Below are 26,277 nucleotides of genomic sequence, written 5' to 3' on the forward strand. Positions count from 1 at the left end.
CTGAAAATATTGAAAAAGGAATATTAGTTCCGATTTTTAATTTGCTCAGTGCCAGCATATTATAGTGATTTAGAAATTTCTAATGCCCTTTTAGATATTCTTAATGCCTTAGGATCTTCCTTAATGTTTTAGATCTTCTGGATAAAAGTAAATTCAACACAAAGTTAAATACAGTAAGAGGATTTACTTTTACTTGTTGCGTGGGCGTTGTCTGTGTCTTTATATTGGCTTATCCTCGATGTCACGATCTATTTTTTCTGCCAGGCGATTACTGCTTATCCAGTAAGCATTCTCTTCCGAGATACTCATTTCCCCATTTGGATAGAGCATCCAGAACCGGAAGAACGGTCTTTCCGAATTCAGTCAGTGAGTATTCAACTTTAGGAGGGATTTCAGGATAAACTTCCCTGAGAATAAGTCCATCTTCTTCGAGTTCTCTGAGCTGTTTCGTAAGCATTTTGGGTGAAATACCCTGCATGCTTTGCTGGAGTCCTGAAAAACGCAGTTTTTCTGTCCTCAACTGCCAGAGAATAATAGGCTTCCATTTGCCTCCAATTACCTCCAGGGTTGCTTCCACAGGACACTGGCAATGTTTGTTATTCCGTACCTCACTTACCATATGCTCACATAGTATCCATTTTGTTAGTTAGTATCCGGATTGCGTGTATAGTATATAAGTATAGTTACTGCAAATCAGATATCAATAAATACGTTTTCTTAAAGAAAGAAAAATCTGGCATAAATTAAAAAACTGATACGGTATAGATTCAAAGAAACGAAACTAAGGTTAGTACCTGGATTAAGGTTAGAACTAAATTCAGGTTAGGCCCAGATTGAGTTCAGACCGAGTTTAAAGAACAAGAGGATGAATAGAATGAAAGTTATAGGTATTGTAGGAAGCCCCCGAAAGAACGGAAATACGAATATTCTTGTCCAGCAGGTCCTGGAAGGCGCAGCAGAAGCAGGTGCCGAAACCCGGGCATTTATTCTCAACGAGATGAACTACAAAGGCTGCCAGGGCTGCGAATACTGCAAGAGCCATGACAAATGCAACCTTGAAGACGACCTTACGGAAGTATTCGATGAGCTTGCATCAGCAGATGGAATTGTTTTAGGTTCTCCTATTTACTTTGGCCAGTTTACAGGCCAGATGAGGCTTTTCCTTGACCGCTGCTACTCCCTTATAAATGCAGATTTCTCTCCCCGTCTTCCTGCAGGAAAAAAAGCCGTGGTTATAGAAACTCAGGGAGATCTTAATCCTGAAACTTTTAAAAATGTATGTGAGGAATTCGCAGGGCAGATATCCGGCGTCATGCATGCAGAAGTAAAGGATATCCTTGTAGGAGTTGGCTATCACTTACCGGGAGAGGTTAAGGATAATATAGAGCTTATGGAAAAAGCGAAAAATGCGGGCCTTAACCTCTTCAAATAAAGAGATATAAAAGAAAACAAAACCGGAAAAAAAACGAAGCAGAAAAGAAAAATAAAACAAAACCTAGGAATAAACCAAATAGTGAAAGGAAAATAAAAAAAGAAATAAAAACAAAATGGGATATGAAACAAAAAACGGGAAATAGGATAGGGCGGGAGAAAACTGAAGTGAGACTTTCTCGCCCAGATATTTCAGAATGAATAGAAGGGGTCTCGACATGGAAACTCTTGAAGCAATACACACTCGCCGAAGCATTAGAAAATATACTGACAGACCAGTTCCGAGGGAGCTTGTTACTGAACTACTCAGAGCTGCAATGAGTGCTCCGTCTGCGGTCAATGCCCAGCCCTGGATTTTCATTGTTGTTGATGACAGGAAGCTACTTGACGAAGTTCCCACGTTCAGCCCCTATGCAGGAATGTGCAGAGATGCTCCTCTTGCAATTCTTGTCTGTGGAGATACAACGCTTGAAAAAGCTCCAGGATACTGGGTTCAGGACTGCTCGGCAGCTACTCAGAACCTTCTACTTGCAGCTCACGATGCCGGACTTGGGGCAGTCTGGACCGGGATTTATCCGAGGGGGGACCGGGTTGAAGGTTTTCGGAAAGCCTTTGGACTGCCTGAACATGTAATTCCTCTGGCCTTTGTACCAGTTGGTTATCCTGACCAGAAACCAGGCCCTCAGGAGAGGTTTGATAAAGCGAAAATTTACCACAACAGGTACGGCCAGAGAAGAGAATGAAACCACAACAAAGAAAAATAGAGAAAGTGTGGAAATTCAGAAATATAATTTTTGCTAAGAGCTGGTGATTAATTGACAATACGAGTGGTTGCAAAAAATTATGTCAAGCCTGAAAAGGTTCAGGAATTCCTGGGACTGTGCAAAAACCTTGTTGAATTATCATTAAAGGATGAAGGCTGCATAGATTATGGGCTTTATCAGGAGTTGGAAAATTCAGAAACTCTGACATTCTTAGAAGAGTGGACAGATGAAAAAAGCCTGGATCAACATTTAAACTCCAATCATTTTAAAGAAATATTTCCTTTGCTTTCAGAGTATCTTGAAAAAGAGACTGAAATCAATGTGTACAGGAAAACACTTTGATTTGTGTCTGCGGCTTATATAGCTGCAATGAGCCTAACTGTGATTTGTCTAGCTACGACTTATCCAATTGAAATTTATTCAGGAACATTTTGTTCAAATCTTACTTATCCGGGGTATTTTATCTATTTCATTTTTAAAATCCTATTCTCGAACACTTTTTGGAAAAGCAGTATAAAATTCGGTGCAATAGAGAAAAAAAGATCATCCACTGGGGGAATAAAGAAATGAAAGTTGTCGCGTTTAACGGAAGCCCGAGAAAGGAAGGGAACACGGCTGCCCTTATAAAACATGTATTTACAGAACTTGAAAAGGAAGGAATAGAAACCGAAATTGTGCAGGTTGGCGGAAAGAGTATCCACGGCTGCACAGCCTGCGGGAAGTGCTATGAAAATGCAGACAAAAAATGCGTAATTGACAAGGATATCGTCAATGAATGCATTGAAAAGATGCTTGAAGCCGATGGCATAATTCTAGCTTCACCTACTTATTTTGCAGACCTGACTCCTGAACTCAAAGCTCTTATAGATAGGGCAGGTTTTGTTGCTAAAGCCAACAACGAGATGTTCAGACATAAAATCGGAGCAGCAGTCGTTGCAGTAAGGAGAGCTGGATCAGTTCACGTCTTTGACTCAATCAACCATTTTTTCACTATTTCCCAGATGATAATCCCGGGATCAAGCTACTGGAACATGGGATTAGGTCTTGCCGAAGGGGATGTTGAAAAAGACGAAGAGGGGATTCAAACCATGCAGGTTCTGGGCCAGAATATGGCATGGCTTTTGAAGAAGCTCAACGCCAAGCCTTTTTAAAAAAGGCTTGAGCGAAAACCCTCTCAGCGAAGCAAACCTTTTTTGAAAAGGTTTGATCGCAACCTTTCCTGAGGAAAGCTTGACCAAAGGCTCGATTTGGCGTGATCAACCGGCGCAACGGTTGTGGCACAACCCTTTTCAAAAAAGGCTTGACCGAAAACGTTCGTTTTGATTTTAGAGTCTTATCCCCCATACCCCATCCGGCGTGATAAACCGGCGCAACGGTTGCGGCACAACCCTTTTGAAAAAAATTAGAGTTTTACCCGCCATTTGTTGGCGAAGATGAGCATGGATTCTTTTCTGAGCTGCCCTATGAGGCAGATGTTTGCTTTTTTTGCGGCCTCAACACCTGAGTCGAAAGGCATGGCTTTGGTGGCTATAAGAGGAATTCCTGCCCAAGCGGCTTTTGTAACCATATAGGCTGGTTGCCTGCCTGTAGAGAGCAGATAATGTTGTGAGAGGTCAAGGCCTTTGAGATAAGCGGCTCCTACAGCTTTGTCTACGGCATTGTGCCGGCCGACGTCGACAATCTGTACCGCAAGTTTTCCAGATTTGTCAATCAGGGCTGCGAGATGCGTTCCTCTGGTAAGTTTGTATGTGTCGGATTCAAGGTAGCCTATTCCTGCAAAGACGGTTTGCGGGTCGAAAACCGAGTCCGAATCGACAAAAATTTCGCTGCCGGCCTTTTCATCTTTACCGGCTTCTCCGGCGGTTTCTGGACTGAGAGACTGTGTACCCTTTCGGGTCCGGATGCGAACCTCGCTGCCTTCGGTCTCAACGTTTTCAATTTCTCTGAAGCGGACAACGCCTTCTGTTATCAGATGGCCAACTGCAAGCTCTTTTAGTTCGTATGGAGAGGAAAAAAGTGTCGTAAAGAGCTTTCCATCAAGAAAAAGTTTAACAGGGCATTCCTTTGCGAGCAGCACTTTAGTATCTTCGGCCCTGCCATCGGAATAAATTCTTTTTGCAGGGTATGAAGTGGTATATTTTTCGGGCATATGGATCGGTTTTCTCGCTTTTTCAATGTATGGCGAACATATGTACCCATATGCCTTTTTCTTTTCCGTCAACTCAGGTAAACTGCAAGGTAGTCGATATAGAAGGTACCTGATGCATCATTTCCGTTATCAGTATTAACTTTTAGATTGAGGGTAATATCTTTGGGATCTTCTGGAGTTATAGATAATGTTTGATTGTACAGACACCAACCATCCTTCGGCTGGAATGCGTCATTTCCGGTTCCCGCTAGAGTCATTACTATATTGGGTTTATCGCTGTTGTTGAAACTATAGATCATGCATATCGTTGCGTGAGTAGGAGTCGAAGTGGAGTTAAATGAGCTGAAACTGTTAAATCCAAAGGTCAAGTTGAGAGTTTTACCATTTTTCCCCATATCATAGTTGAAGTCATTCACCCCACTGTATGAACTCAGCTCATAATTTTTGAAACTTCCTATTGGAAGTGAATAGTCTTCATCATGATCTGTCAACATATTTGGATTAGTGATACTAGCAGATATTAGAGTCCCTTCATAAGTTCCTGTAAAAATGTCAAAGTAGTACCATTTGCCCAGCTCCATAAAGGATTTATCCTCATCTACAGGTTTATCCTCATCTCCGCCAGAATCTGGAGAACCATCATCCTCAATGCTCAAGGTGTTTCCAGCTCCTAGATCCGCCTGGATTAAAGATTCGCTTATTTTAAGCCTTTCAAGCTTTTTATCGCCTTTAGGCATGAACTCAAAATATACGTAATTGGAATCTGGTCTTTCAAACTCATAGTCCGTACCATAATCAAGTCCTGCGTTTTTTGCAGTTTCGTTTAGATAAGAGATCCAGGCATCTGGATAATCAGTGATAATGGTACAGTTGAATGAATCAATATCTCCTGTATCGCTGCTATTGTAGGTAAAGTTGTTGCTAATTCCTGTCAGCCTCAACGAAAGATCGGTATTAGAGGAGACAGCATCGGGTTTTCCTATTATTTTAATTGCCTGGATCGAAACAGTATAGTTATTTTTGCTGGTTTCTTGTATGTTAAAAGAGGGAAGTTGCTTCATCAGTGATTTTTCTCCCTGGGCAAGGATCAGGGCTCCGTTTTCATACCTTAATGTTTGGTCAAGATATTTTCTGTTATTTGAATGATAAGTAATGCCTCCGCAATTTACTACTTTAGCACTTTCTACAATTTGAGGAGAACCTGTTCCCGAAGATCTTATGGGGATTATGGCCATTATACAACATTCTTTGTTTACCGAAAGTGTCCCGCTTGATTTTGAAGGCTCAAAAATGGGAATTTCTCCTCCACCCATACTAAATGGAATAGTTACTGGAAATCCAGAGGCTGAGAAATTCGAGTCTGAAGCCATAAGAAGAGATACCATATCTGCTGTTGATTTCAGTCCTGTCATGTCTTTCTGGACTTCATTCATATGCAATTTTTCAGCATCAATTTTCCATTCTGGAACATACTCAACTCTTATCATTACAAGTACAGCAAATATAATACTCAGTAGCAATACTGCCGCAATGACTGTGGCTACTCCTGATTCTGAGTTGAAGAAGCTCTTTCCAGCCTTTTCCTTGCTTATATTCTTTCTAGTTTTCATAGCGGGACATCGCATAATTTTTAATTCTTATTCTCGTAATTCATTTGTTACTTTTTAATTTTAATTTACTAAAAAGTGCAGTTTCTGTATTCTTTACAAATTTAATTTCAGTTCTGCAAATCTATTTCAGCCGATCCCCAATTCTGCATTAATTGCAGTTTTTCCAACGTAAAGCCTTTTGAGGCTATTTGTGCTCCCTTTCTCTGGAAATATGAAGGTCAGATAATTACTCCCTATACGGTCAAGAGCATAATCTTCATCTGTAACTAGCCCTGCTCCTGCCATTGTTTCGTTAAAATACTCCTCCCAGGCGTCAGGATGGTCCGTATATACTGTTAACAGGAAGGCTCCCTCATTTTCGGAAGTATCACTGTCATAAAGGGTTTCAAAAGAGCCCCCCTTCAGGCGAATAGAGCCGTCTGAGTTTGATGAGAGCGTATTTGCCATACCCAGGATTTCTACGGTGTTAATAAAAAAGGTGTAATTTCCAGACGAAACTTCAGAGACTCGGATTGACGGGTAAAGTCTCATAACTGCCTTTTCTTTCTGTGCAAGAATTAAAGCTCCGTTTTCGTACTTGAAAATCTGATCCGTATAATCTTTATTATTTGAGTTATAGGCAATTGTGCCACAGTTAATGACCGTTGCGTTTTCATTTGTAGGAGTTATTACCATTTTACATAGGTTGGTATTTAATGAAAGAGTTCCAGTGGATTTTGTGGAACTAATAAAAGGTATTTTAGGGTTTCCAGTGTGAAGGATCATAGTCGTTGTAAATTTTGGGACAGAAGAGTTAGGGGTTGACATCATAACTATTGTCGTCTTATCTATTTTTGATTTGAGTTCTATCATATCCTCCCATAATTTAGACATGTGAGAATGTTCTTCGTCGGTTTTCCATTCCGGTACGTATCCCAGATAAACCACGGAGAAGATTGAGAATGTTATTCCAAAAAGTAAAATAGTTGCTAAGGCTGTCGATGAAGCAGACTCCAGCCGGAAAAAAGAATCCAGACCCAGTTTGAATTCACCCTTCTTAAACCCTTTCATTTTCCCCTCTCCCCTTTTGCTTATCCTCCTTTTCATACGTACATTTTCACTCTACATGGATTCCCAGGAAGTCAATCCATGCTTTCTTCTTGGCATTTTCGCTTGCTTGAGTAACGATTACAACTCTTGCTTTAAATTTCTCGAGGTCGGTAATCGTCTTCACATAGGGGGTAATATCTATCTCGTAAGCGTCGAAATCGTGCTTATATGCTGTCATATCCGAATCGACCCTTATCCAGTTTTCAGGTTCTGCAACGCTGATATCCAGTGCGAGATGTTTGTAACTGCCATCGTTCACACTATACACAATTTTTAAGATTACTTTGTGAATTGGAGCTGAGACTCCTTCTTTAGTTGTGTTGATATTGAAATCGAATACCTGGGCTGTAGAGTTCGGGTCATCATTATTTTTACTTGGAGGGTAATATACAGTGAAAATTCCGTCTCCTATTTCATTAACAGCTTCTGTGGATATCCACCCACCTGAAGTATCGGTTGGAGTTCCGTCCGGATAAGGAGTTATCCAATAACGTCCGTTAGTTCCAGAATTTTCTTCTTTTCCTTCATTTCCACATTGGAGTGTAACTCTTTGTATCACTTGCTGGGATGGTGTATCCACAAAGAACATATCTATGTCAACGTCACCCGTAATGTTTTTATCTTTAATTTCTATGCAATCCCCGAGCATAAAAATATTTTTAGGCTCACTGTCTTCTAGTTTTTTAATTGTAAAACTATTCTGTTCGTACACATCAGGCTGCTGCTTCCCTCCAATGATGAGTATTATTTTGATTGCTGAAAGGTCAATAGGTTCTCCCCCACTGTGGATGATCTGTAAAGTATTGTTGGTTGTATTGATGGTTTCTTGCAGGTCAGTATGCGGGGTATGCTCAGGTTTCTCAGCTCCCCCATCAGAAAATACGGTTAAGGCTATTCCAGAAAAAGCTATAACAACCATACTTATCATAAGCAGTTGCCCATATACTTCTGAAACTGCCCGACAGTCCTGGCAAAGCACCCTGAGCTTTTTTCCTTCCACGATAAAAATCACCTTCTAAAAATTTAAGTACCAACATTTTAAACTGTTTTTAATCAAATATTAACCCGACTGTCTTAGAAAATTTATTAAAGTAGAACTGCGAATAAATATCTTGCTGAAATAAATAGATAAGTTCATACAAATTATTCTTTAACACATTCAGCAAAAAGTTATATACTATAGAAAATAGGATGGTATAAAACAAAAAAATTAAACAATGTTAATTGTGCATTTAAGGTGTTAAAAGTATCTGGCAGGCTGTCCTGTCCGAATACATTTAACCAGGAGGGAGAAACATATGGACTTCAAGAAATTACTCAGAAAAGATGATAAAGCAGTTTCTCCGGTTATCGGTGTCATTCTGATGGTTGCAATAACCGTCATCCTCGCCGCCGCAATCGGATCTTCTGTATTCAGTAAGGGAACGATACAATCAGCACCGCAGGCGAATATCAATGTAAAACCAAGTAGCACGGGTGTAATAATCGAGCATCTTGGTGGAGACACATTTGTTATTGCGAACACAGACCTTAAGATGTTTGATGAGGAAGGTGGGGCAGTGGAGTATACAACTACAGATTTTACGACTGCGTCTGGTAAGTTTGCTGCTGGTGACGTCATTCCGATCACTGTGAATGATACTATTGCAAATGGTGATAGTATCAATGTCAAAATATCTGATAAAGAAACCAACCAGCTAATCTGTGACAAGAATGTCAGATTTGTTACAGGAATACCTCCAAAAACATCATAAGCACCTCAAAAAGGTGCTTTACTCTTTTTCATCCTACTTCCTTTTTTTCGAAATTTTCTAGTTGTCTATTCGGCATAGACTTATATCCGGAGTTCCCAAATTTTAAGCGCATAAACCTAATTTCACAAGTTTAGCAGGTCAGATGATTATGATTTTTAAATTCGAGCCTGAAGGTCATGTGCTTAAGTTTAAGCACATAATTCGATATCATGGGAAGCTTATGCGCCTAAAAAAGCGGAATGTAGGTTATATAGATATCTTGATTTCACTCATGTTTTACCTTTTCATTTCAAATAATATCGTAATTATCAGCTTATGAAAAATCAGTCTAATGATGTTGATTTCAACATAATTATAGTGCAAAGAACCAGTGGTAAAAGAAAAACGTAATCAATCGTCCACAGTTAAAGAAAATAAACTTAGAAAATTTTACCCAGTGGATTTTACTAAAGATAACGATTGATGTTATATCGTATAGGCTGAATAATTATAGTTTTCAAAATAATTTCCAGACTTTTGTGTTTTTGGTCGTCCACTGATACAGGATTGGTGTTTTCAGGATAGAATACCCAATGCGACTTTTGATTGCGTTTTGATGCTTTTGCAACATGATGGCTCTACAAACACCAACCTCACAGAAAAAGAATGAGGGTAGACGTTATTACTATTACTGTGAAATAATAACAACGGAATACAAATGGACGACCGTGTTTTTTAAAAAGAAGGATAAAATGAGGGCTTTTTCAGATCAATACCTCAATTTCTCTACAAGACTCAAACAAACAAGGTAAAAACCACGTAAGCTATTATCATCATGCTTACACTGTACTTCAGGCCCAGATATGAAGAACCCTGTCCCATCTTTCCGGCAACAATTCCGGAAGTAAAAGCCTGTACCAGGGCGGAGTGGAACATGAGCATGGTGTACTCCTCTACGTTAAAATATCCGCCTATTCCAGCCATTCCCTGTGAAGAAGTCGAGAATGCAGCCGTTTGCGGGAAGAAGTTTGTAGCCAGGACATAGACTATGAACAGGAAGACAAAAAAGGATACATAGATCGTGACAACGTAGACCACCATTGCTGATGAGCGCTCTACTCTCATGTCTTCGTCATTTCTGACTTGTTTGGAGGTAATAGCAAGTACGTTTTTGAGGTCACTTGTAGACTCATTTGCTTTTACGAGAATGTGGAGAGTCCGGCTTGAAGAAGGCGTTCTTATGCTTCCCTCAAGGTTCATAAGGGCTCTTGATGTGGAAGTGCCCCAGGAAATATCTTCCTTTACCTTTTTAAGTTCTTTACTGAGAATTCCCATTTTGGATTCTGCTATTATTTTTAACGAATTTGCAAGCATAATCCCTGATTCATTCATGCTGGAAAGGCTTTTCAAAAAGTCAGGCATCTTCTCGTCAATTTTGCGCATCCGCCACGCCTTGATTTCATAAAAAATTATAAATGGAATCAGGGAAACGACAATGAAGATAATAAAATAATCATCAGCAGTAGTGACCAGCTTTATAGCACTGTCAGTTACATGATCAAAACTTATATTCAGGGGATTAAAGTTAGAATACAGTTTGTGTTTAAGGTTTGTTGGAAGTTGGGTAAGGTAATATAGCCCAAGTGGGATTCCGAAAAAGAATGTGTATCTCGGCTCATTCCGGATAGTCCTGTAAGGATTAAGAATCATGTCTTTGAGTTTGTTAAGTTCTCTGTACAGCCTGTACATTTTTCTCCTTTTCTGCTCCTTCTCTTCACTAAGCCCGGAGTCGAGCTCTGGGATGTCAGACAGGTTTATTGTAAAGCTGCGAACGCTGCCTTTTTTCGGATCAATTGAAAGTTCTCCTACAGTATCGAGAAGTACCAGATAGAGCAGGGTTGCAAGAGGTAGTATCACATAAATAAGCATGTAAAGGATCTGGGCCGAAGCCGGCTGGAAAAACTGCATCACAACAATGGTTACCATCACGAAAAGAGGGCCTGCAACCAGCGCGGTCACATAAATCTCGGCAAGCACATCAAGTCTCTGTAACAGGTTTTTGTTCGCCAGCTCGGCCATTCCCTGATATTGCTCGGACTTATTTTTTATGTACTCAGTTATGGCTCCACTACTTGAAACAATAATTAATCCGTCAACAAAATCCTTGAAAATTTCTGAGGGGGTACGGTCCTTGGCAATTTTAAGAGCACCTATGAAATCTTTTCCCAGGTAGTCCATATCTCTTACAACGTAAGAAATTTCCTCCGCAGTTGCTCCAAATATATAGGCATACCTGCTCAAAGACCTAAACACATCATAGATCGACATGCCTCCTTTTGTCAGGGCATACATGTAAGTTATCGCCGGAAGCATGGATTTGTCGATAGCAGCTTGCCGGTTATTTGACTGGAAATAAGGATAGATATACGCCACGAGAAACACAGCAAAAAAACTTACAAGAAATAGTACAAGTCCAGATAGAATCGCAAGAGGATATACATATTCGCCTGCAAGGTCGGCGCGTGTAGGATCCGCAAAAAGGCTAAGCCGGGAAACTGGATCCCCGAAGGTTTTCAGTCCCAGCCATAAACCGAAGATTCCCGTAGTAATTCCTACAATAACAGAGTACATGAAAGCAGAAGCCAGATACTGATCCACTGACATAGAGATATGGGAATAGCGTATTTTTACCTTTAAGTCTTCAAAATGCGCTTTGTTTCTGTAAAAAAAATCCCCATAAAATCGGTATGCCAATTCATCCAAAATAGTATAAGTCATACTCCCCCCTCTTAACCATCATTCCTGTATAGCAACCGTTGCGCCGGTTGATCACGCCGATAGGGTTGGGGGATAAGATCCTCAAACCCAAACGCTGCCTGGAGTTTTCGATCAAACCTTTTTTAAAAAGGTTTGCGCTTAAGCAGCAATACCCTGTATCATATCTTGCAGGGTATCATTTTCTACAGCATTCATAACCATCTTCGGATGAGTCTGGTATGCCTGGACTACAATGGACACCTGGACGTAGTTCCTTATGCCTTTTTGATACATATAATCCAGAATTTTCCTCCGGTTTTCCATCTCATTTCTTAACTGACTGGAATCCCAGCCTCTTACGTTCATGATCTCCTGTAAAATGTGAGAATCTCCAACCTTAATGAAGCAGTCCTCCAAAGGTTCCCAGTTAAAAAGTTCATTTATGCCGAGATCTCCGGTCTCAGGGTCGACATTCAGGACTTCAACAAGACTCCGGGTTCTTCTAACTCTTTTTCCTTCTATGTACACCTGCTCCTGAATACATAGCACATTTAGAGACTGCAGCATGACATGAGGCACATTTATTGGCTCGTGGGTAAGCCTGTTTACAACAGTCTGTACATCTCCTGCGTGCATTGTTGAGCTTGTTGCATGTCCTGTTGACATTGCCTGGAAAAGAGTAAGAGCTTCACTGCCTCTTACTTCACCCACAATGATATAGTCTGGGCGCTGTCTGAGAGCAGCTCTCAAAAGGTCGTACATGGTAATTTCTCCTGAAGAGTCTGCAGCAAAACCCTCTCTTGCAACCCCGGACACCCAGTTATTGTGGTAGAGTAAAAGTTCCCTTGTATCTTCAATCGAGACTATCTTGGTTGTAGAAGGCATGAACAGGGATGTAGCATTCAGTATAGACGTTTTTCCTGACGCTGTCCCTCCTGCAAAAAGCATGTTGTAGCCGTTTTCGATAGCCATCCAGAAAAATACAAGCATGTCAAGATCGCATGTCTTATAGCCGAGCAGGTCTATAGGAGTCATCGGATCTTTTCTGAATTTACGGATAGTAAAAGAACTACCTCTGGGAGTAATCTCTCTCCCTAAAATCACCTGAAGTCTTGAGCCGTCCTGGATTGTCGCATCCACTATTGGCTGGCTTACAGAAACGTGTTTATTGTTCAACTGGCACATCTTGATTATAAGGGCATCAAGTTCCTCTTCTTCAAAAGTAATATTACTTTCAATATTGAGATACCTTGTATGATAAATGTAGAGAGGAATTCCAACTCCATCGCATGAAATATCTTCGATGTATGAATCATAAAGAAGAGGATTGATTTTCTCATAGCCCAATAGGTTTCTTCTAAGATAATATATAATTTTTAGAAGCGCAGCTTTTGAAATGTCAGCCTTATAACGTTCAAGAAGAAAGAGAGCCCTATCTACCAGAAATGAATCCTTTTCGAATCTGGAAGCTGTAGTGCCCAGAACCAGTATATCTTGAAAATCCTCATAAATTCGTTCAAGAAGCTCCTTCTCAAACTTTGTGAGCGAAGGCTCAATAAGTCTGTAATATGTTGCTCTGCGGTCTTCTAGGATCGACACAAAAGTGTAAGGTTCCTGAAGCCAGTATCTTTCGAGTTCTTTTAACCCATCAGGCACTATAAAATCTACAAGAGGTCTCTCTTTTTCAGGATCATAAGCTGGTAGAGTCCTTATAGGTTTATCTAAGTAGCTTCTAGCCTTTTTTACGACCTCTGCTATGGAGTTATAACCACCTTTTTTCCTCAATAACCCCGAAATAAGCTTATTCTTCGCTAATATTTCCTTTACTTCATCCAAACTCTCGCCTTCAGGTTTTCCTTAGGTCATATAAGAAGAACATCTTATAAAAACTTTACATGTTGCGCATCCCCCTTCTAACCCGCAATACAAACCTCAAAAATACAGTTTCTCCACTCTGTTTTACGTAATACAGACCATCTAATCTCACAAGACAGAATAGTAGCTTATTTTAAAAATTAAATTATTAAGATGATGGAATAAAAGTTTAAGAGATGAGGAATAAAATCTGCACAAATCAGCATTAATTCAAGTGAAAAATGTTGCATTGATTAAAAACGGTTTCCTTTACCCCTAAAAATGAAATTTAAATAAATGAGTCCTGAGCGAGTTGGAGATCAACTTATATTGACCATAAATTGCCCCTCTTGAGCGAAGCGCAGCAGAGCAAAAAGAGCATCTGTTGGCCATGCTGCTGCAAGGGGTTTTCGCTCAAGCCTTTTTTAAAAAGGCTTGGTTTCAAGAAACAAGTGCCTTAAGCCCAGCAACTGCATTTACCAGTATATCCACTTCTTCTTCGGTATTATAGAGTGCAAAAGAAGCTCTTACAGTGCTGTCCACATTCAGGAAACGAATAGTAGGAATTGCACAGTGATGCCCGCTCCTGACACAGATTTTTCTTGTCTGGTCGAGGATCAAGGCGACATCATGAGCGTGAAGCCCTTTTACGTTAAAAGGTACTATTCCTGCTCTGTCTTCAGGCCCGTAGACCTCTACATGTTCGAGTTCGGATAGTCTTTTTGCAGCTTCCCTGGACAATTTTAATTCGTGTGCTTCGATTTCCGGAATTCTTATTTTTTCAACATATTCGACTGCTCTTCCTAACCCTATAACTCCAGGAATATTCGGAGTGCCGGCTTCAAAACAGGCAGGAGAAGGTTCCAGCACGTAAGTATATCCTTCAACATCCGAAACCGTACCTCCTCCAACTGAGGCACTATCGAGCACATCCGGTTCTTTGATATAGAGTACGCCAGTGCCCTGCGGTCCAAGCAGGCCTTTATGCCCTGCAGTTGCAAAAAAATCACAGTTCAGGTCTTTAAGGCTGACTGGCATATGTCCTGCAGATTGAGCGCCGTCAATAAGAACTTTTATGCCATATCGGTGAGCAAGTTTGGTAATACTTTTTACATCCTGGACGGAACCGAAGACATTTGAAACCTGATTTATGGCAACCAGCCTGGTTTTCTCGGTAAAGGCTTTCTCTACCGAAGAGATATCGATTTTGCCCTCACTGTTCGGACTTAAAACCGTAACCTGTACTCCTTTTTTCTGCAGGCGCAGCCAAGGAAGGAGATTAGAATGATGTTCGAGCACGGTTGTAACAATATGATCTCCGGCCTCCCAGGGGTAACTGTTTGCAATAAGATTGATTCCTTCAGTGGTATTTTTCGTAAAAACAGTCTTTGAAGGTTCTGCGTTTAAGAAACGAGCAACAGTCTCCCTTGCGTCTTCGTAGCGGTTTGTAGCCTCCCTGGCCAGACGATGGGCTCCTCTCCCGTGATTGCCAGCATACCTGTAAAAATACTCGACCATCGCTTCAACTGCAGGTATCGGCGTCTGAGTAGTTGCCGTGCTGTCAAGGTACACGACTTCTTTTAAAACAGGAAAATCTTCACGGACCGCATATACGTCGTACATGCTTCTTTTTTAGGAACGAGAAATAAAAAAAGGTTTTGCAGGTTATTTACCCTGCACCCCGCCTATCATAAAGCGGTAAAGGTCTAATTCATCCGAGTCCAGGTTGTCGGTACGGCCTTTTACAACGGCATGATAACCGCTTTCCTGGCGCTTACATCCATATTCGTTTCTTTTTCTGTGTTCGTGCTTTAATTCACTCATAAATTTTCCTCCTGTCTCTTCAAGGTTTGCGCTTAAATGCGGGTAGAGTTAGTCCTTCTGGATACAAGGGCCCTGCAATCAGGGTAAAAGTTCCCAGCCTTTTTCGGAAGCGGCAATTGAGTGCAGGTTAGAATTCCCAAAATTCTTCCCAGGAATTTTAATCAAAATCATTCTCTAAATCCCTGTGTACAAATTCCTGCGATAAGGTTAGCCTTCAATCCTTCTGGACAAAACCTAAAAGCAGGATAGGTTGTATTCCTTTGGGCTAAAAACCCCACAACAGCGCAACAAGCGTTGTTCTTACCCACAACAAGTATTAATTGTCAATTGTAATATATATCGGTTCCGGAATTTCTTTAAATTAATTCGAAATTCTTTTAGTTAAACCAAATTATTTGAGCGAATAAGTGGAATAACCCCCAGTTTTCAATTTCAGAAATTTGCGCCAGAAATCTATTTTTTCGTTTCAAGGTTTACCATGAGTCCTGAAAGGTAGGCCGGAATCGCACCTATTGCTGTGCAGGTCTCAAGAGAAAGCCCTTTGGAAGTAATGTCAAGATGGTATTTTCCTCTCTCAAAGAGCTCTTTTGGAAGCCCTTTATGCCCGAGCCCTACAAGAAACAGAAAAGAGCGATTTCGAAGGGCTTCCTCGGCAATCTTTATGGGTGTAACCTGTCTTTTTGGGTCAGGTTTTGAGGTAGTGATTACAATTTCCCCAAACTGAGAAGGGAACCCCTTCTTTGGAAGATCGGATACTGACAGATGGTTTTTTTCATAAAGGATTTTGAGATAACTTCCCGATTCCCCGATTGTGGTCTTTTCCATCACATAAGCCACCAGTTCTTCTGCGGTCATCTTGAAAGGGAAATCATAAAGGGCAAGGTGAAATCCAAAAGCATGACAGATTGGAGCAGCTCTTGCAATTGCCCGATAATGCGCATCGAGAATTTTGATCTTATCGTAGGTATTTACTATCCCAAGGGTGAGCATAAGGTGCTTCATTATCTTTTTTCGTAAAATAATGTTTCGTCAACCTGTGTTGATTATGTTTAAACTTTTTTAGATTTTTAAAGTTTCTGATATAGTCAGTTAATGGAAAAACATACATGAAATAAATATTCAAAGTAATGGCCGCCAAATCAAACCAAAAGAAGGCAGAAAATTTTGAATCTATAGATTAAATATGTGAATCCCCCACTGTCCTTTAGTCTTGCCCTTTTTATTTGTTTTTCAATTTACGATATTCATTTGCTTTTAACTATTACATATCCAGATATAGTTTTAGTGTTACTTCCCGCAGCATTCTTTACTGTCAAGCTCACAGTGTACTTTCCTTTTTTACTGTATGTATGCGCAGGACTCTTTGCTGTTGAATATGTTCCGTCTCCAAAACTCCATTTCCAAGAAGTTGGACTATTGGTACTTTTATCAGTAAACTGCACCTTTAGTGGGGCTTTTCCAGCGGTTGGAGTTGCAGAAAAAGCAGCAATCGGTTTTACAGGAGCTGTTTTTACAGTTATATAATTCTTTATTGTTTTCGTATTTGTTCCGGCTGCATTCTTTACTGTTAAGCTAACAGTATATTTTCCTGCTTTACTGTAAGTATATGCAGGACTCTTAGATGTTGAAGATTTTCCATCTCCAAAGCTCCATTTCCATGAAGTTGGCGATCCTGTACTCTTGTCAGTAAATGTCACTTTCAGGGGGGCTTTTCCTGAGGTCGGAGATGCAGAGAATGCAGCAACCGGGGAAGTTGAAAGGGTGCCCATGTAGATATCAGCATTTCCGTTGCGGGAATCTATCCACACTATCTTGTCGCCATAGATATCAGGACTCCACTGATCTGACTTATCGGTAGTGTGACTCCCCTGTCGAGTGGCGAGATCGTACACATAGATATCCCAGTTTCCATTGCGATCATCCATCCACACAATCCTGTTTCCATAGATTGCAGGAGAATACGAAGCTGATGGATTGGTGGTTATTCTTTTTTCCTTTTTGGTGGAAATGTCGTACATGTAGATATCAGCGTTTTCATTGCGCCAATCCGTCCACACGATCCTGTTACCATAGATTGCAGGATAGTTTGCGAGTCCGTTATTGGTAATTTGAGTTTGCTTTTTAGTAGAGAGATCGTACATGTAGATATCGCTATATCCAAAGTTATCGTTTACCCACACAACCCTGTTACCATATATAGCAGGAGAAAATGCTTGGGCAGCTATCATTTGTTCCTTTTTAGCGGAAAGGTCGTACATGTAAATATTGTAACCTTCGTAGTCTTCACCCGGATAACCTGTCCAGACAATCTTGTCACCGTAGATTCCAGGGTCCCAATTATATACTTCATTAGTGATTATACGAGTTTGCTTTTTAGTAGAAAGATCTTGCAGATAGATTTCGGAGTTTCCGTTACGCTCATCTGTCCACACAACCCTGTTCTCGTAGATATCTGGAGAATACTGATTTGATGCATTGAGAGTAGAGGTTTCCTTTTTAGTAGAAAGGTCATAAATGTATACATCCCAGTTTCCATTACGATAATCTTCCCACGCAATCTTGTTACCATAGATAACAGGGGTATACTGCTCAGATGCATTGGTTGTGATCCTTGTTTCAGCGATCTTGGGTGCGGCAGCTTGTATAGATTCTGTAGCTATACCGTTTCCATCTGTAGATACTTCATCGGATAGAACCTGGTCATCCGACGGGTCGCCGGCTCCACTTGTGATCTGTGGTGGAGCAGTGGTTCGCATATTTTGTTCAGGAGATGCCGATGCTATAGATGAAACAAAAATTAAAAATATGATAAATATTGAAGCTAAAACTATTGAATAAGTTTTCTTTTTCATTTCTCATTCCTCTTCCATTTTTTTTATTTCTTTTAGTGCTTTTTATCCTCTAAGGTTATCAAAATTGAAAATCGATAAATCAAGCATTTATTCTACTTGTAATTGGCTACCATCGCTAGACACCCTGGAAAACATTGAAAATTTTCTTCGTAAAAATCCTAACTATTTGCGATGGTTGCTAAGATTAAATGAAAGTTGTCCCCATATATAATACTTTTGAAATCTTTTTCATTTTTTTGAAAGTCGTAAAAATTAAGACCGTAAAAATTAGATACCGCTTCAGCTAACAACAATTGACCTATCAATCAAAAAACTTAGAACATGGAAAAAGACTCGTATTTCTCGATTTTCAAAACAAGACGACACTAGATAGTTTTTCGGAGAGCCTAGGAAGGGAGCTTAACAATTGAGCCGGAAGTTTAGAATTTATAAGAATAATTCATCACATGCTGCGTGCACTTCTCAAAATGTTCACATTTTTCGCAGTCTTCCCAGAGGGATAACTTTTCGGAGTTCTCTATTTTTTTAAAATTCAATTTTTCAAAAAATATAGGGGCGGTTGTCCTAACATACAAGCCGCAGCTTAGATCCTCGATAGTTGTTAGAAGGTACTTAACAAGCCTGGTTCCAATCCCTTTTCCTCTGAAGTTCGGATGGACTGCAATAGAATGAATCTCTAGGAAATTTCTACCGTGAGATTCGGATTTTATAAGGGCTGCACATCCCATAATTTTTCCATTGATTTCAGCCAGTACGAAATCTTCAGTTTCAAGTTTTTCCATGTCAAGAAAGTAAGTGGATAGGAGTCTCTGAATTGCCAGCAGATCTGATTTTCTGGCTCTTCGGATAAGAATGTCTGTCATATTTTTCCTTAATTATTTTTTCAGATTATTTTTTCAGATAATCAAGCTTTCTTTAAGGTATAAGGTTCATCCATGCTCCCACTCCGAAAGCCCTCAAGGTCAAGGGTTACGTAGTCAAAGCCCAGAGATTTTAAATATCTGGAAATTTTCTCTCTTTTTAGTAAAGCATTTTCTAATTCCTCTGGAATTACTTCTATGCGGGCAATGTTCTCATGCACCCTGACCCTGAACTGGGTAAACCCCAGGGAAAAGAGAAATTCTTCAGCCTTTTCGATTTTCTGGAGAACTTCGACAGTTATTGGCTTTCCGTAGGGAATACGAGTGGCAAGGCAAGCTGCAGACGGCCTGCTGGCTGCTGAAAGGGAAAGTTCAGAAGCGATCTCCCTGATTTCATCTTTTGTCACGTCAAATTCCACGAAAGGAGAAAAGACCTTCTCTCCAGCTTCCTGCACCGCCCTGTACCCAGGACGGTTCTCCCCAAGCATTTCAGAGGAATTTGTGCCCTCAAGTACAACATTGTATCCTGCTTTTTCCGCAAAATCCAGCAGGGTTTCAAGCAGGGCTTTTTTACAGAAATAGCACCTGTTTAATGTATTTGCGGAAAAATAAGGAAGGCTCAACTGAGAATAATGTATAATTTTGTGCTCAATTCCAATTTCACAGGCTGTCTCGACAGCAGTTTCCAGCTGTTTCCTTGGAAAAAGCGGGGAATCTATGGTTACGGCAAGGGCCTTTTCCCCAAGTACCTCAAAAGCAAGGGCTGCAAGAGTCGTACTGTCTACTCCTCCTGAAAATGCAATGACCGCACTTTCTCTTGCTTTTATAGCCTCCTTTATCAATTTTATCTTATCAGTAGCCATTAATAACGGATTTTCAGCTAATAAGATATATGTATTTGCCAGCCCTATAATCAGGCAACTTAAAATAGCTGAAAAAGGGGATTTATGGGTTTACTTAAAGGACACTATTTCTAATTGAGAATCTTCTCAAAGTAGCGGCATCTTAAAATCGTTGTAATGTTTTTATTACAAGAGCTTTGTTTCGTATCAGAGCTTTATTTACTGTAATAATTCAAATTAAAGAGCAGATTTGCCTGAATACCAAGTTTTTCATTCAAATTACAAAGATGGAGACCTTACATGGCATTATTCGGAACTAATGGTGTACGTGGTATCGCCAATGAATTTATAAATCCAGAAATGGCTGTCAATTTAGCCAGGAGCCTTGGTACATATATGGGTTCGAAAGGCACGGTTGCTATAGGCTGTGATACCCGGATTTCAGGTCAGATGCTGAAGTCTGCCGCAATTGCCGGAGCTCTTTCAACAGGCCTGAATGTAATTGACGTGGGAACTCTTCCTACTCCTTCTATTCAGTATTATGTGCGCGATTATGCTGATGCCGGGATAGTTATTACTGCTTCCCACAACCCAAGAGAATATAACGGGATCAAATTAATCGCTGGGGATGGTACAGAGTTTCCTAGGGATGGAGAAAAAGAGATCGAAAAAATTTACTCTTCAGGAAAATACTCCATTGTATCTTGGGATAAGACCGGCAGTTTTAGAATTGATCCCAGTGCCAATGATTATTATATTAGGAATATTATCAACGCAGTAGATGCCGAAAAGATTCGCAGCCGCAAACTCAAGGTAGTTGTTGATACAGGTTGCGGAGCAGGTTCACTTACTCTTCCCTTCTTGCTCAGGGAACTTGGTTGCAATGTGCTAACTCTTGAAGCTCAACCGGATGGGACTTTCCCCTGGCGAAATCCTGAACCCACACCCGATGCTTTAACTGAACTCTCCAAACTTGTGAAAATTACCGGGGCCGACCTCGGAGCAGCTCACGACGGGGATGCGGATAGAATTGTCTTTATGGATGAAAATGGCGAATTCTTAAATGAGGAAGTTCTGCTTGCCATGATGGCAAAATATATTCTTGAACGTGAAAAAGGACCTATAGTAACTCCTGTCAGTTCTTCGCAACGTATGGCCGATGTGGCAAAAGAGGAAGGCGCCGAACTTTACTGGACAGCAGTTGGCTCTATCAATGTCGCCCGAAAGATGATGGAAGTAAATGCGGTTTTCGGAGGCGAGGGCAATGGAGGCCTTATTTTCCCCAAACATCAGTATTGCAGGGATGGAGCAATGGCCTGTGCCAAAATCCTAGAAATCTTGGCTGGCGGGAAAAAGCTTTCCGAGCTTGCTAAGAGTGTACCTCAATACTTCAATGCAAAAACCAAAATACCTTCTGTAAATACGCATACCACAATGGAAAAAGTAAAATACGAAGCCTCAGGCCTTGGGCTTAAAATGGATACAATCGACGGAGTCAAAATCTGGTATGAAGACGGCTGGGTTCTTATCCGCCCATCAGGCACGGAACCGATTTTCCGAATCTTTGCCGAAGCAAAAAAGCAAGAACGAGCAGAAGAACTCATGCAGGAAGGTCTGCAAATGGTCATAAGAGCCGAAAAAGCTTCAGTTGCCAAATGAATAATAAATATCTTCGTAAACTACGTCTTCGAATACAATTTTGAACAAAGCATTTAAAATAAATTCTTTAGTAACCGCAGAAAACCACAATATCAAAAATGCTGTACCGCAACCGTTGCGCCGGTTGATCACGCCGTATAGGGTTTGGGGACAAGTTCCTCAAACCCTAATGTCGCTAGGGGGTTTTCGCTCAAGCCTTTTTTGAAAAGGCTTGCGATCAAGCTTTTTCAAAGAAAGCTTAAAGCACTCACAAAAAAGTAGTAGCGCTCAAGAGCACTTTATAGATAGGTATGCATAAATTTAAAATTAGTAGCAACAAATTATAAATACATCAATTACTTTATTACATATGGAATTAAAAATGGGAAATCATTCCGAATATAAGTATGTCAGTATGAGAACCTCCTAAGCTCAAAACGTACACTTTCTGAACTGGAAAAGTAGCTAAACTCGAAGTATTATTTGATTAAAGGAACAGCCGGTAGTACAAGATCAATCGAAAGTGCAAGATCAAGAAATTAATTCAAAAAATGAGACTCAGTCAAAAATAAGGAACAAAAAGCATATTCCAGATAACAGACTGAAAAAAATAGAAAAATCGAATTAAAACCAAATTCGGATAATGGAGTTGATAAAGAATATTATTAATAGAATTAAAAGCAAACAATATGTGCGGAATTGTCTAGCAAATAACTTGTGCTGAATTTATCAAGGGATGTATCGAATCCAAAACGTTAGGCCTGGTTTTAAAGCTGAGACTGGAATTCCAGATTAGGCTTTTAACCTGGATATTTTAATTTTCCTTTTTCTCTAATTTTACTTTTTTTCAAATTTTCGGGGTTTTTCCCAGTATCCTGTGAGTTTACCGCCAAGGGCAAGTTTTCCAAGCTCTCGCCTTACTTGATCACTTACTTCTTCAGGGACAGCCGATGCATATGGAGTTCCTGGAAGGGGAGTCAGGTAATGAGCCCTTACAATACCTCCTTTCTTGCATATCCAGCGGACAAGGTCAAGGCTTTTTTCTTGATCTTCCTCGGTTTCGGTAGGAAGGCCAAAGATGAAATCAACCGCAGGAACGATTTCATGATCCAGACAACACTCAACTGCTGAAATACTATCTCCAACAGTATGCCCTCTTTGGATCTCCTTTAAAATTCGGTCGCTGCCAGACTGAGCCCCAAGGCTAAGGCTATCGTTTGCGCAGTATTTATTCACAAGCTCAACAGATTCATCGGTTACGAATTCCGGACGCACTTCCGAAGGAAAGGTCCCGAAAAAGATTTTCTTATCAGGCAGTTTGTGCAGTGCGGAAAGTAACCTCTCCACCTTATCAAACCTGGGGTGAATCCCATCACTGCCGTAACCAAAGGCATTTGAGGCTATGAAGCGAAGATCGTTATAATATCCTGCATTTTTCACAATGGAATCTATGCTTCTGTGTCTGACTTCTCTCCCGAAGAGCCTAGGAGTCTGGCAGTACTTACATCCCCAGGGGCATCCCCTGCTAATTTCAATAGGAGCCCTGAGTTTTTCAGGATTAAAGCAGGGATAGGAATCAAGGTCTGCATAGGGCCTTTTTGGAGTTATGATAACTTTGCCCGTTTCCGCGTCCCTGTATGCAATGCCAGGTACTTTTTGTGGATCCCCATTTCCCAAAATCGCTTTCACAAGTTCAGGAAGGGTTTCCTCCCCTTCTCCAATTACGACATAATCAAAGTATTCAAGCGTCTCTTCTGGTGATCCAGATGGATGAGGGCCTCCTGCAATAAAAATCGAATTCGTGCCTGCATTATTTACTTCCAGAAATACCTTTTCGGCCTGGCGCGTTGTAAAGCTGTAAATCATGATCCCGTTTACAGGCCTATCTACAAACCCGGCTTCCGGCAGTAAAGGCGAAAGGACTGCAAAGCTGTAAGAGTTTTTTTTGCTGTACCGGAAGTTTACATCCATTATTTTCCTCCGTTTTTAGAACCCCGAGCTCATTTAGGAAATTGACTTAAAAGGTATCAGAGTAAAGCATAGTAAGCCCAGGATAAAAGTAATGATCCCTATAAAGATACGTTTTTTGTCCAGTTCTACTTTGTCGTGCAGGGGAGAAGGATGTCCTGCCGCCGCAAAAATCCAGAGTAAAAGAGCCCAGGAAACCCATATAAATCCATCTTCCTTCAGCCAGTAAATTACATAAAGCCCTATCAACAACATAATACGCGGCATTAGAAACGAGATCTTCTCCGCTTTTTTACCCATCATAGCCCTGAGGATGTGCCCACCGTCAAGTTGCCCTGCAGGAAGAAGGTTGAGTAGGGTTACGAACATTCCTACCCAGCCTGCAAAGGCTACAGGATGAAGGGTTTCTCCTGTAGCTCCGACAAGATTCTGGATAAACACGAAAAGGGGAGGCAGGCCGAGATCAAGCATCGTAGAATTGGTCAAGGGATTTACTGTAGGCGCCTCAAGGTTAAGTCCTATTACAGTAACTGCAACTGACATGAGCAGACCTGCCAGTGGCCCTGCAACTCCCACATCAAAAAGTGCTTTTCGGCTAGGCACAGGTCCTTTATAGCGAATTAACGCTCCCATAGTCCCGATAAATGTGGGAAAAGGAATGAAATAAGGAAGAGATGCCTCCATTCCATGATACTTGGCCATTACATAGTGAGCCATTTCATGGGAACCGAGAACAGCCATTATCGCAAGGGTAAAGGGTAAGCCCCGGAAAAGCTGGAGAGGCCCGTTTTCTAGGTCCGCTCCGGACATCCAGGCTCCACAAACCATGGTTGTAAAAAATGTCGCTATGAAAAGAACAATGTTTACCCAGGTCTTTTCCTTTTTCTTCTTTTCAGGAAAAACCAGCAGTACATATTCTCCAAGCTCGTACTTCAGCGTGCATCCAAACCCAAATTGCTGTAAAGGCTCCCAGAGTTCTCCCGTAATATTTGCAGCATCGGTTTTAGGAGTTCCATATAAGTAAAGGGCTTCCCCGGAATTCTGGATCTCATAAACGTCAAATACCCTAACTATGTAAGGGTACAAACGCGAAACCGTTTCTTCGGCATTGAATTTTCCTTTGCCTTTCTTATGGTTTTCCTGGTTCATTTTGGAGTTCCTATCTCCCAGATTAAGATTTTATTTTAGATTTATTCATTCTCAGTTTTATCTGTCAGCCTTTGGGCCTTAAATTACCGTTTTTAATTTTCCTGATTATCTTTCATTTCATCGTTTTCAGGTTTATTAGTTTCCTGTTTGAGAAGCTCAACATATCCTTTGCTTCCGTTAACCAGAACAAGGTCTCCATCATTTAATACTTCGTAAGGGTTTCTCTCAAGCATATCAACAAGTGGGATTTCAGAAATAATAGCTCCAACTGCAACTATAGGTTCGGTTTCCAGATTTATTATCGCTGAAGGGGCGACTCCGTTTTTTTTCAGTTGATACATAACATACGAGCCAACTGTAGAGCCTTTTCCATGGGGGAAAACAAGAACCTTATTCTGGATTGATTTTCCTTCAAGGGCATGATTTTCTTCAATTACAACCCCGGTTTTCGGGTCTACACTGCCAAGGAAGGAAATGGGATCTCTAGAGAGTAGTACTTCCCCTTTTGCACATCCTCTGGAAATTGTCCTGCCTTTAAGTTTAATTGGAATCACCTGCCTTGTTTTCAGTCCTGCCGACTGCTTCCTCTACACACGCCTCCATACTTCCGTATACGGCTTCAGCCCCGCACATCCCTGGCACGTAAGCAAGCGCTTTTCCTGAGTTTACCATAACGCAGGAATAGCTGTTGGTAGCAGGAGAAACTACCATACAGGTATCGCAGACAACCTTAGCTCCGCTTTTCTCGATAGTCCTGATATACTCCGGATAGCGGTTTGCAAGTTCCCTTGAGGTAAATATCCAGAACTCTTTTGAAACCGTTTTTCCTCTCAGCAGTTCGGCTGCTTTCTCAAGCTCCCTTGCCGAGCAGTGAGGACATCCTATAGTTATCAATTCGGGTTTTTTGCAGGCTTCTTTCAGGCTCTCATAAACCTCGTCAAGCTGGCTTCTCTCAATAGTTATTTTTTCTGCCGGGGCTTCAAAATTCACTCTACAAATCTCAGGCGTCACTCCTTCCACATGGTAAAGGGCAACTGCTCCTGAAGCTGCCATTGCAGCTCCGAGTGCTTTTAATTCATCCGCATCCGGTGTATTCCTGAGTTGAAAAACAGGTACTTTGCTACCTGCAAGTTTGCCAGCTACATAACCGAGAGCACCATAATCTGACCCCTTTAATGGAGATTCTACGTCAAATGAGACCTCAGGCACACGATTTTCATCCAGATGGAATCCATAATTTGCAGTTTTCCCGAGAAGTGCCGCAGAAAGGGCTGACGGTCCACCTTCCCGGTTTGTCCTGGCTCCAAGTACAGAATTTGCATAAGAGACGGCTGACGATTCGCTCCATGCCAGGTGGTCGCCGTAACCGGCGTCAAAACCCTCAAGAGTATAAGGCGTACATGTGCACTCACATCGAATTCCCAGTTTTTCATATGCCTGAACAATCAATTTTTGTTTTTCCGCAAAATCGGGCGAGATTTTGAGCCTTTTCCAGTCTTGCAGATCCATCCCGGCAGGATTCAGAATCGCAGGAACCTTAACCTTGCCCTGCAGGTCTGAAATCCATTCAAGGCCTGCATCGCCCATAGTTTTGTAAGAAACCCCTGCAATCTGGGCGCTTTTGATGGGAATAAGCCTGTCTGCACTGTAAATATCTCCAAGAGCCACCAAGATTTCGATAGCCTGCCTTAGAGTCTCTCCGGTTTCTCCATTCAAGATTCGCTCTTCTTCTTTTGTAAGATACATTGAAATTCACT

23 protein-coding genes are annotated in these 26,277 nt (G+C 41.0%); 6 read left to right on the forward strand and 17 right to left on the reverse strand.

Going from position 1 to position 26,277, the window contains the following annotated elements:
• Window positions 1–268: 268 nt before the first annotated feature.
• The gene (locus BP861_RS06910; RefSeq protein WP_292373838.1) at window positions 269–619 is read right to left on the reverse strand and encodes a winged helix-turn-helix transcriptional regulator; all 351 of its coding nucleotides are present in this window, start codon (window positions 617–619) and stop codon (window positions 269–271) included.
• Between the two features lie 255 nt (window positions 620–874).
• Here BP861_RS06910 and BP861_RS06915 point away from each other — a divergent pair, with 255 nt between their 5' ends.
• The 4 genes from BP861_RS06915 (at window position 875) to BP861_RS06930 (ending at window position 3,346) form a co-directional block, all read left to right on the forward strand.
• Complete coding sequence (locus BP861_RS06915) at window positions 875–1,432, forward strand: flavodoxin family protein (RefSeq protein ID WP_292373839.1); 558 nt, start codon at window positions 875–877, stop codon at window positions 1,430–1,432.
• A 196-nt stretch (window positions 1,433–1,628) separates the two neighbouring features.
• Window positions 1,629–2,174 (forward strand): nitroreductase family protein, encoded by a 546-nt coding sequence (locus BP861_RS06920; RefSeq protein WP_292373841.1) that lies wholly within the window; start codon window positions 1,629–1,631, stop codon window positions 2,172–2,174.
• A gap of 72 nt (window positions 2,175–2,246) precedes the next feature.
• Window positions 2,247–2,537: a putative quinol monooxygenase gene (locus BP861_RS06925; protein WP_292373843.1), complete on the forward strand. Its 291-nt coding sequence runs from the start codon at window positions 2,247–2,249 to the stop codon at window positions 2,535–2,537.
• Between the two features lie 224 nt (window positions 2,538–2,761).
• Window positions 2,762–3,346 carry a flavodoxin family protein gene (locus BP861_RS06930; RefSeq protein WP_292373845.1) on the forward strand — a complete coding sequence of 195 codons (585 nt, stop codon included), beginning with the start codon at window positions 2,762–2,764 and terminating at the stop codon, window positions 3,344–3,346.
• Between the two features lie 251 nt (window positions 3,347–3,597).
• On the opposite strand, the gene fdhD is transcribed toward BP861_RS06930, so the two are convergent.
• From fdhD to BP861_RS06950, 4 genes are all read right to left on the reverse strand, one after another.
• Window positions 3,598–4,416, reverse strand: coding sequence for a formate dehydrogenase accessory sulfurtransferase FdhD (fdhD, locus tag BP861_RS06935; protein WP_292373847.1), 819 nt, complete (start codon window positions 4,414–4,416; stop codon window positions 3,598–3,600).
• On the reverse strand, window positions 4,413–5,954 hold the full coding sequence (locus tag BP861_RS06940) for a DUF7289 family protein (RefSeq protein WP_292373849.1): 1,542 nt from the start codon (window positions 5,952–5,954) through the stop codon (window positions 4,413–4,415). Before BP861_RS06940 ends, fdhD begins: the two co-directional genes overlap by 4 nt.
• Window positions 5,955–6,080: 126 nt before the next feature.
• The gene (locus BP861_RS06945) at window positions 6,081–7,004 is read right to left on the reverse strand and encodes a hypothetical protein (RefSeq protein ID WP_292373851.1); all 924 of its coding nucleotides are present in this window, start codon (window positions 7,002–7,004) and stop codon (window positions 6,081–6,083) included.
• Window positions 7,005–7,050: 46 nt separating this feature from the next.
• Complete coding sequence (locus BP861_RS06950; RefSeq protein ID WP_292373853.1) at window positions 7,051–8,043, reverse strand: type IV pilin N-terminal domain-containing protein; 993 nt, start codon at window positions 8,041–8,043, stop codon at window positions 7,051–7,053.
• A 298-nt stretch (window positions 8,044–8,341) separates the two neighbouring features.
• Between BP861_RS06950 and BP861_RS06955 the strand changes: the two genes are divergently transcribed.
• Window positions 8,342–8,797 (forward strand): type IV pilin N-terminal domain-containing protein, encoded by a 456-nt coding sequence (locus BP861_RS06955; protein WP_292373855.1) that lies wholly within the window; start codon window positions 8,342–8,344, stop codon window positions 8,795–8,797.
• A 774-nt stretch (window positions 8,798–9,571) separates the two neighbouring features.
• On the opposite strand, the gene BP861_RS06960 is transcribed toward BP861_RS06955, so the two are convergent.
• The 8 genes from BP861_RS06960 to larE all read right to left on the reverse strand — a co-directional run bounded on the left by BP861_RS06960 (window position 9,572) and on the right by larE (window position 19,786).
• Window positions 9,572–11,440, reverse strand: coding sequence for a type II secretion system F family protein (locus BP861_RS06960; RefSeq protein WP_292373857.1), 1,869 nt, complete (start codon window positions 11,438–11,440; stop codon window positions 9,572–9,574).
• A gap of 252 nt (window positions 11,441–11,692) precedes the next feature.
• Window positions 11,693–13,369: a type II/IV secretion system ATPase subunit gene (locus tag BP861_RS06965; protein WP_292373858.1), complete on the reverse strand. Its 1,677-nt coding sequence runs from the start codon at window positions 13,367–13,369 to the stop codon at window positions 11,693–11,695.
• 459 nt (window positions 13,370–13,828) lie between these two features.
• Complete coding sequence (locus BP861_RS06970; protein ID WP_292373860.1) at window positions 13,829–15,010, reverse strand: cysteine desulfurase; 1,182 nt, start codon at window positions 15,008–15,010, stop codon at window positions 13,829–13,831.
• A 42-nt stretch (window positions 15,011–15,052) separates the two neighbouring features.
• Window positions 15,053–15,211 carry a hypothetical protein gene (locus BP861_RS06975; RefSeq protein WP_292373862.1) on the reverse strand — a complete coding sequence of 53 codons (159 nt, stop codon included), beginning with the start codon at window positions 15,209–15,211 and terminating at the stop codon, window positions 15,053–15,055.
• Window positions 15,212–15,664: 453 nt separating this feature from the next.
• Complete coding sequence (locus tag BP861_RS06980) at window positions 15,665–16,213, reverse strand: DUF531 domain-containing protein (RefSeq protein WP_292373864.1); 549 nt, start codon at window positions 16,211–16,213, stop codon at window positions 15,665–15,667.
• A gap of 242 nt (window positions 16,214–16,455) precedes the next feature.
• Entirely contained in the window at window positions 16,456–18,063 is a 1,608-nt protein-coding gene (locus tag BP861_RS06985; protein ID WP_292373866.1) for a PKD domain-containing protein, read from the reverse strand.
• Between the two features lie 419 nt (window positions 18,064–18,482).
• Entirely contained in the window at window positions 18,483–18,926 is a 444-nt protein-coding gene (locus BP861_RS06990; RefSeq protein WP_292373868.1) for a GNAT family N-acetyltransferase, read from the reverse strand.
• Window positions 18,927–18,967: 41 nt separating this feature from the next.
• Complete coding sequence (larE, locus tag BP861_RS06995) at window positions 18,968–19,786, reverse strand: ATP-dependent sacrificial sulfur transferase LarE (RefSeq protein ID WP_292373870.1); 819 nt, start codon at window positions 19,784–19,786, stop codon at window positions 18,968–18,970.
• 279 nt (window positions 19,787–20,065) lie between these two features.
• Between larE and glmM the strand changes: the two genes are divergently transcribed.
• Window positions 20,066–21,424, forward strand: a complete 1,359-nt coding sequence (gene glmM / locus BP861_RS07000; RefSeq protein ID WP_292373872.1) for a phosphoglucosamine mutase — start codon at window positions 20,066–20,068, stop codon at window positions 21,422–21,424.
• Between the two features lie 816 nt (window positions 21,425–22,240).
• Here glmM and BP861_RS07005 read toward each other — a convergent pair.
• The 4 genes from BP861_RS07005 to BP861_RS07020 all read right to left on the reverse strand — a co-directional run bounded on the left by BP861_RS07005 (window position 22,241) and on the right by BP861_RS07020 (window position 26,266).
• The gene (locus tag BP861_RS07005; protein WP_292373874.1) at window positions 22,241–23,374 is read right to left on the reverse strand and encodes a TIGR04013 family B12-binding domain/radical SAM domain-containing protein; all 1,134 of its coding nucleotides are present in this window, start codon (window positions 23,372–23,374) and stop codon (window positions 22,241–22,243) included.
• A gap of 33 nt (window positions 23,375–23,407) precedes the next feature.
• Window positions 23,408–24,520 (reverse strand): site-2 protease family protein, encoded by a 1,113-nt coding sequence (locus BP861_RS07010; RefSeq protein WP_292373875.1) that lies wholly within the window; start codon window positions 24,518–24,520, stop codon window positions 23,408–23,410.
• Window positions 24,521–24,612: 92 nt separating this feature from the next.
• On the reverse strand, window positions 24,613–25,074 hold the full coding sequence (locus BP861_RS07015; RefSeq protein WP_292373876.1) for a DUF126 domain-containing protein: 462 nt from the start codon (window positions 25,072–25,074) through the stop codon (window positions 24,613–24,615).
• Window positions 25,061–26,266 (reverse strand): aconitase X, encoded by a 1,206-nt coding sequence (locus BP861_RS07020; RefSeq protein WP_292373877.1) that lies wholly within the window; start codon window positions 26,264–26,266, stop codon window positions 25,061–25,063. Before BP861_RS07020 ends, BP861_RS07015 begins: the two co-directional genes overlap by 14 nt.
• Window positions 26,267–26,277 lie beyond the last annotated feature (11 nt).

This window comes from Methanosarcina sp. UBA411, from assembly GCF_002495725.1.
In the GTDB taxonomy this organism is placed as follows: Archaea; Halobacteriota; Methanosarcinia; order Methanosarcinales; family Methanosarcinaceae; genus Methanosarcina.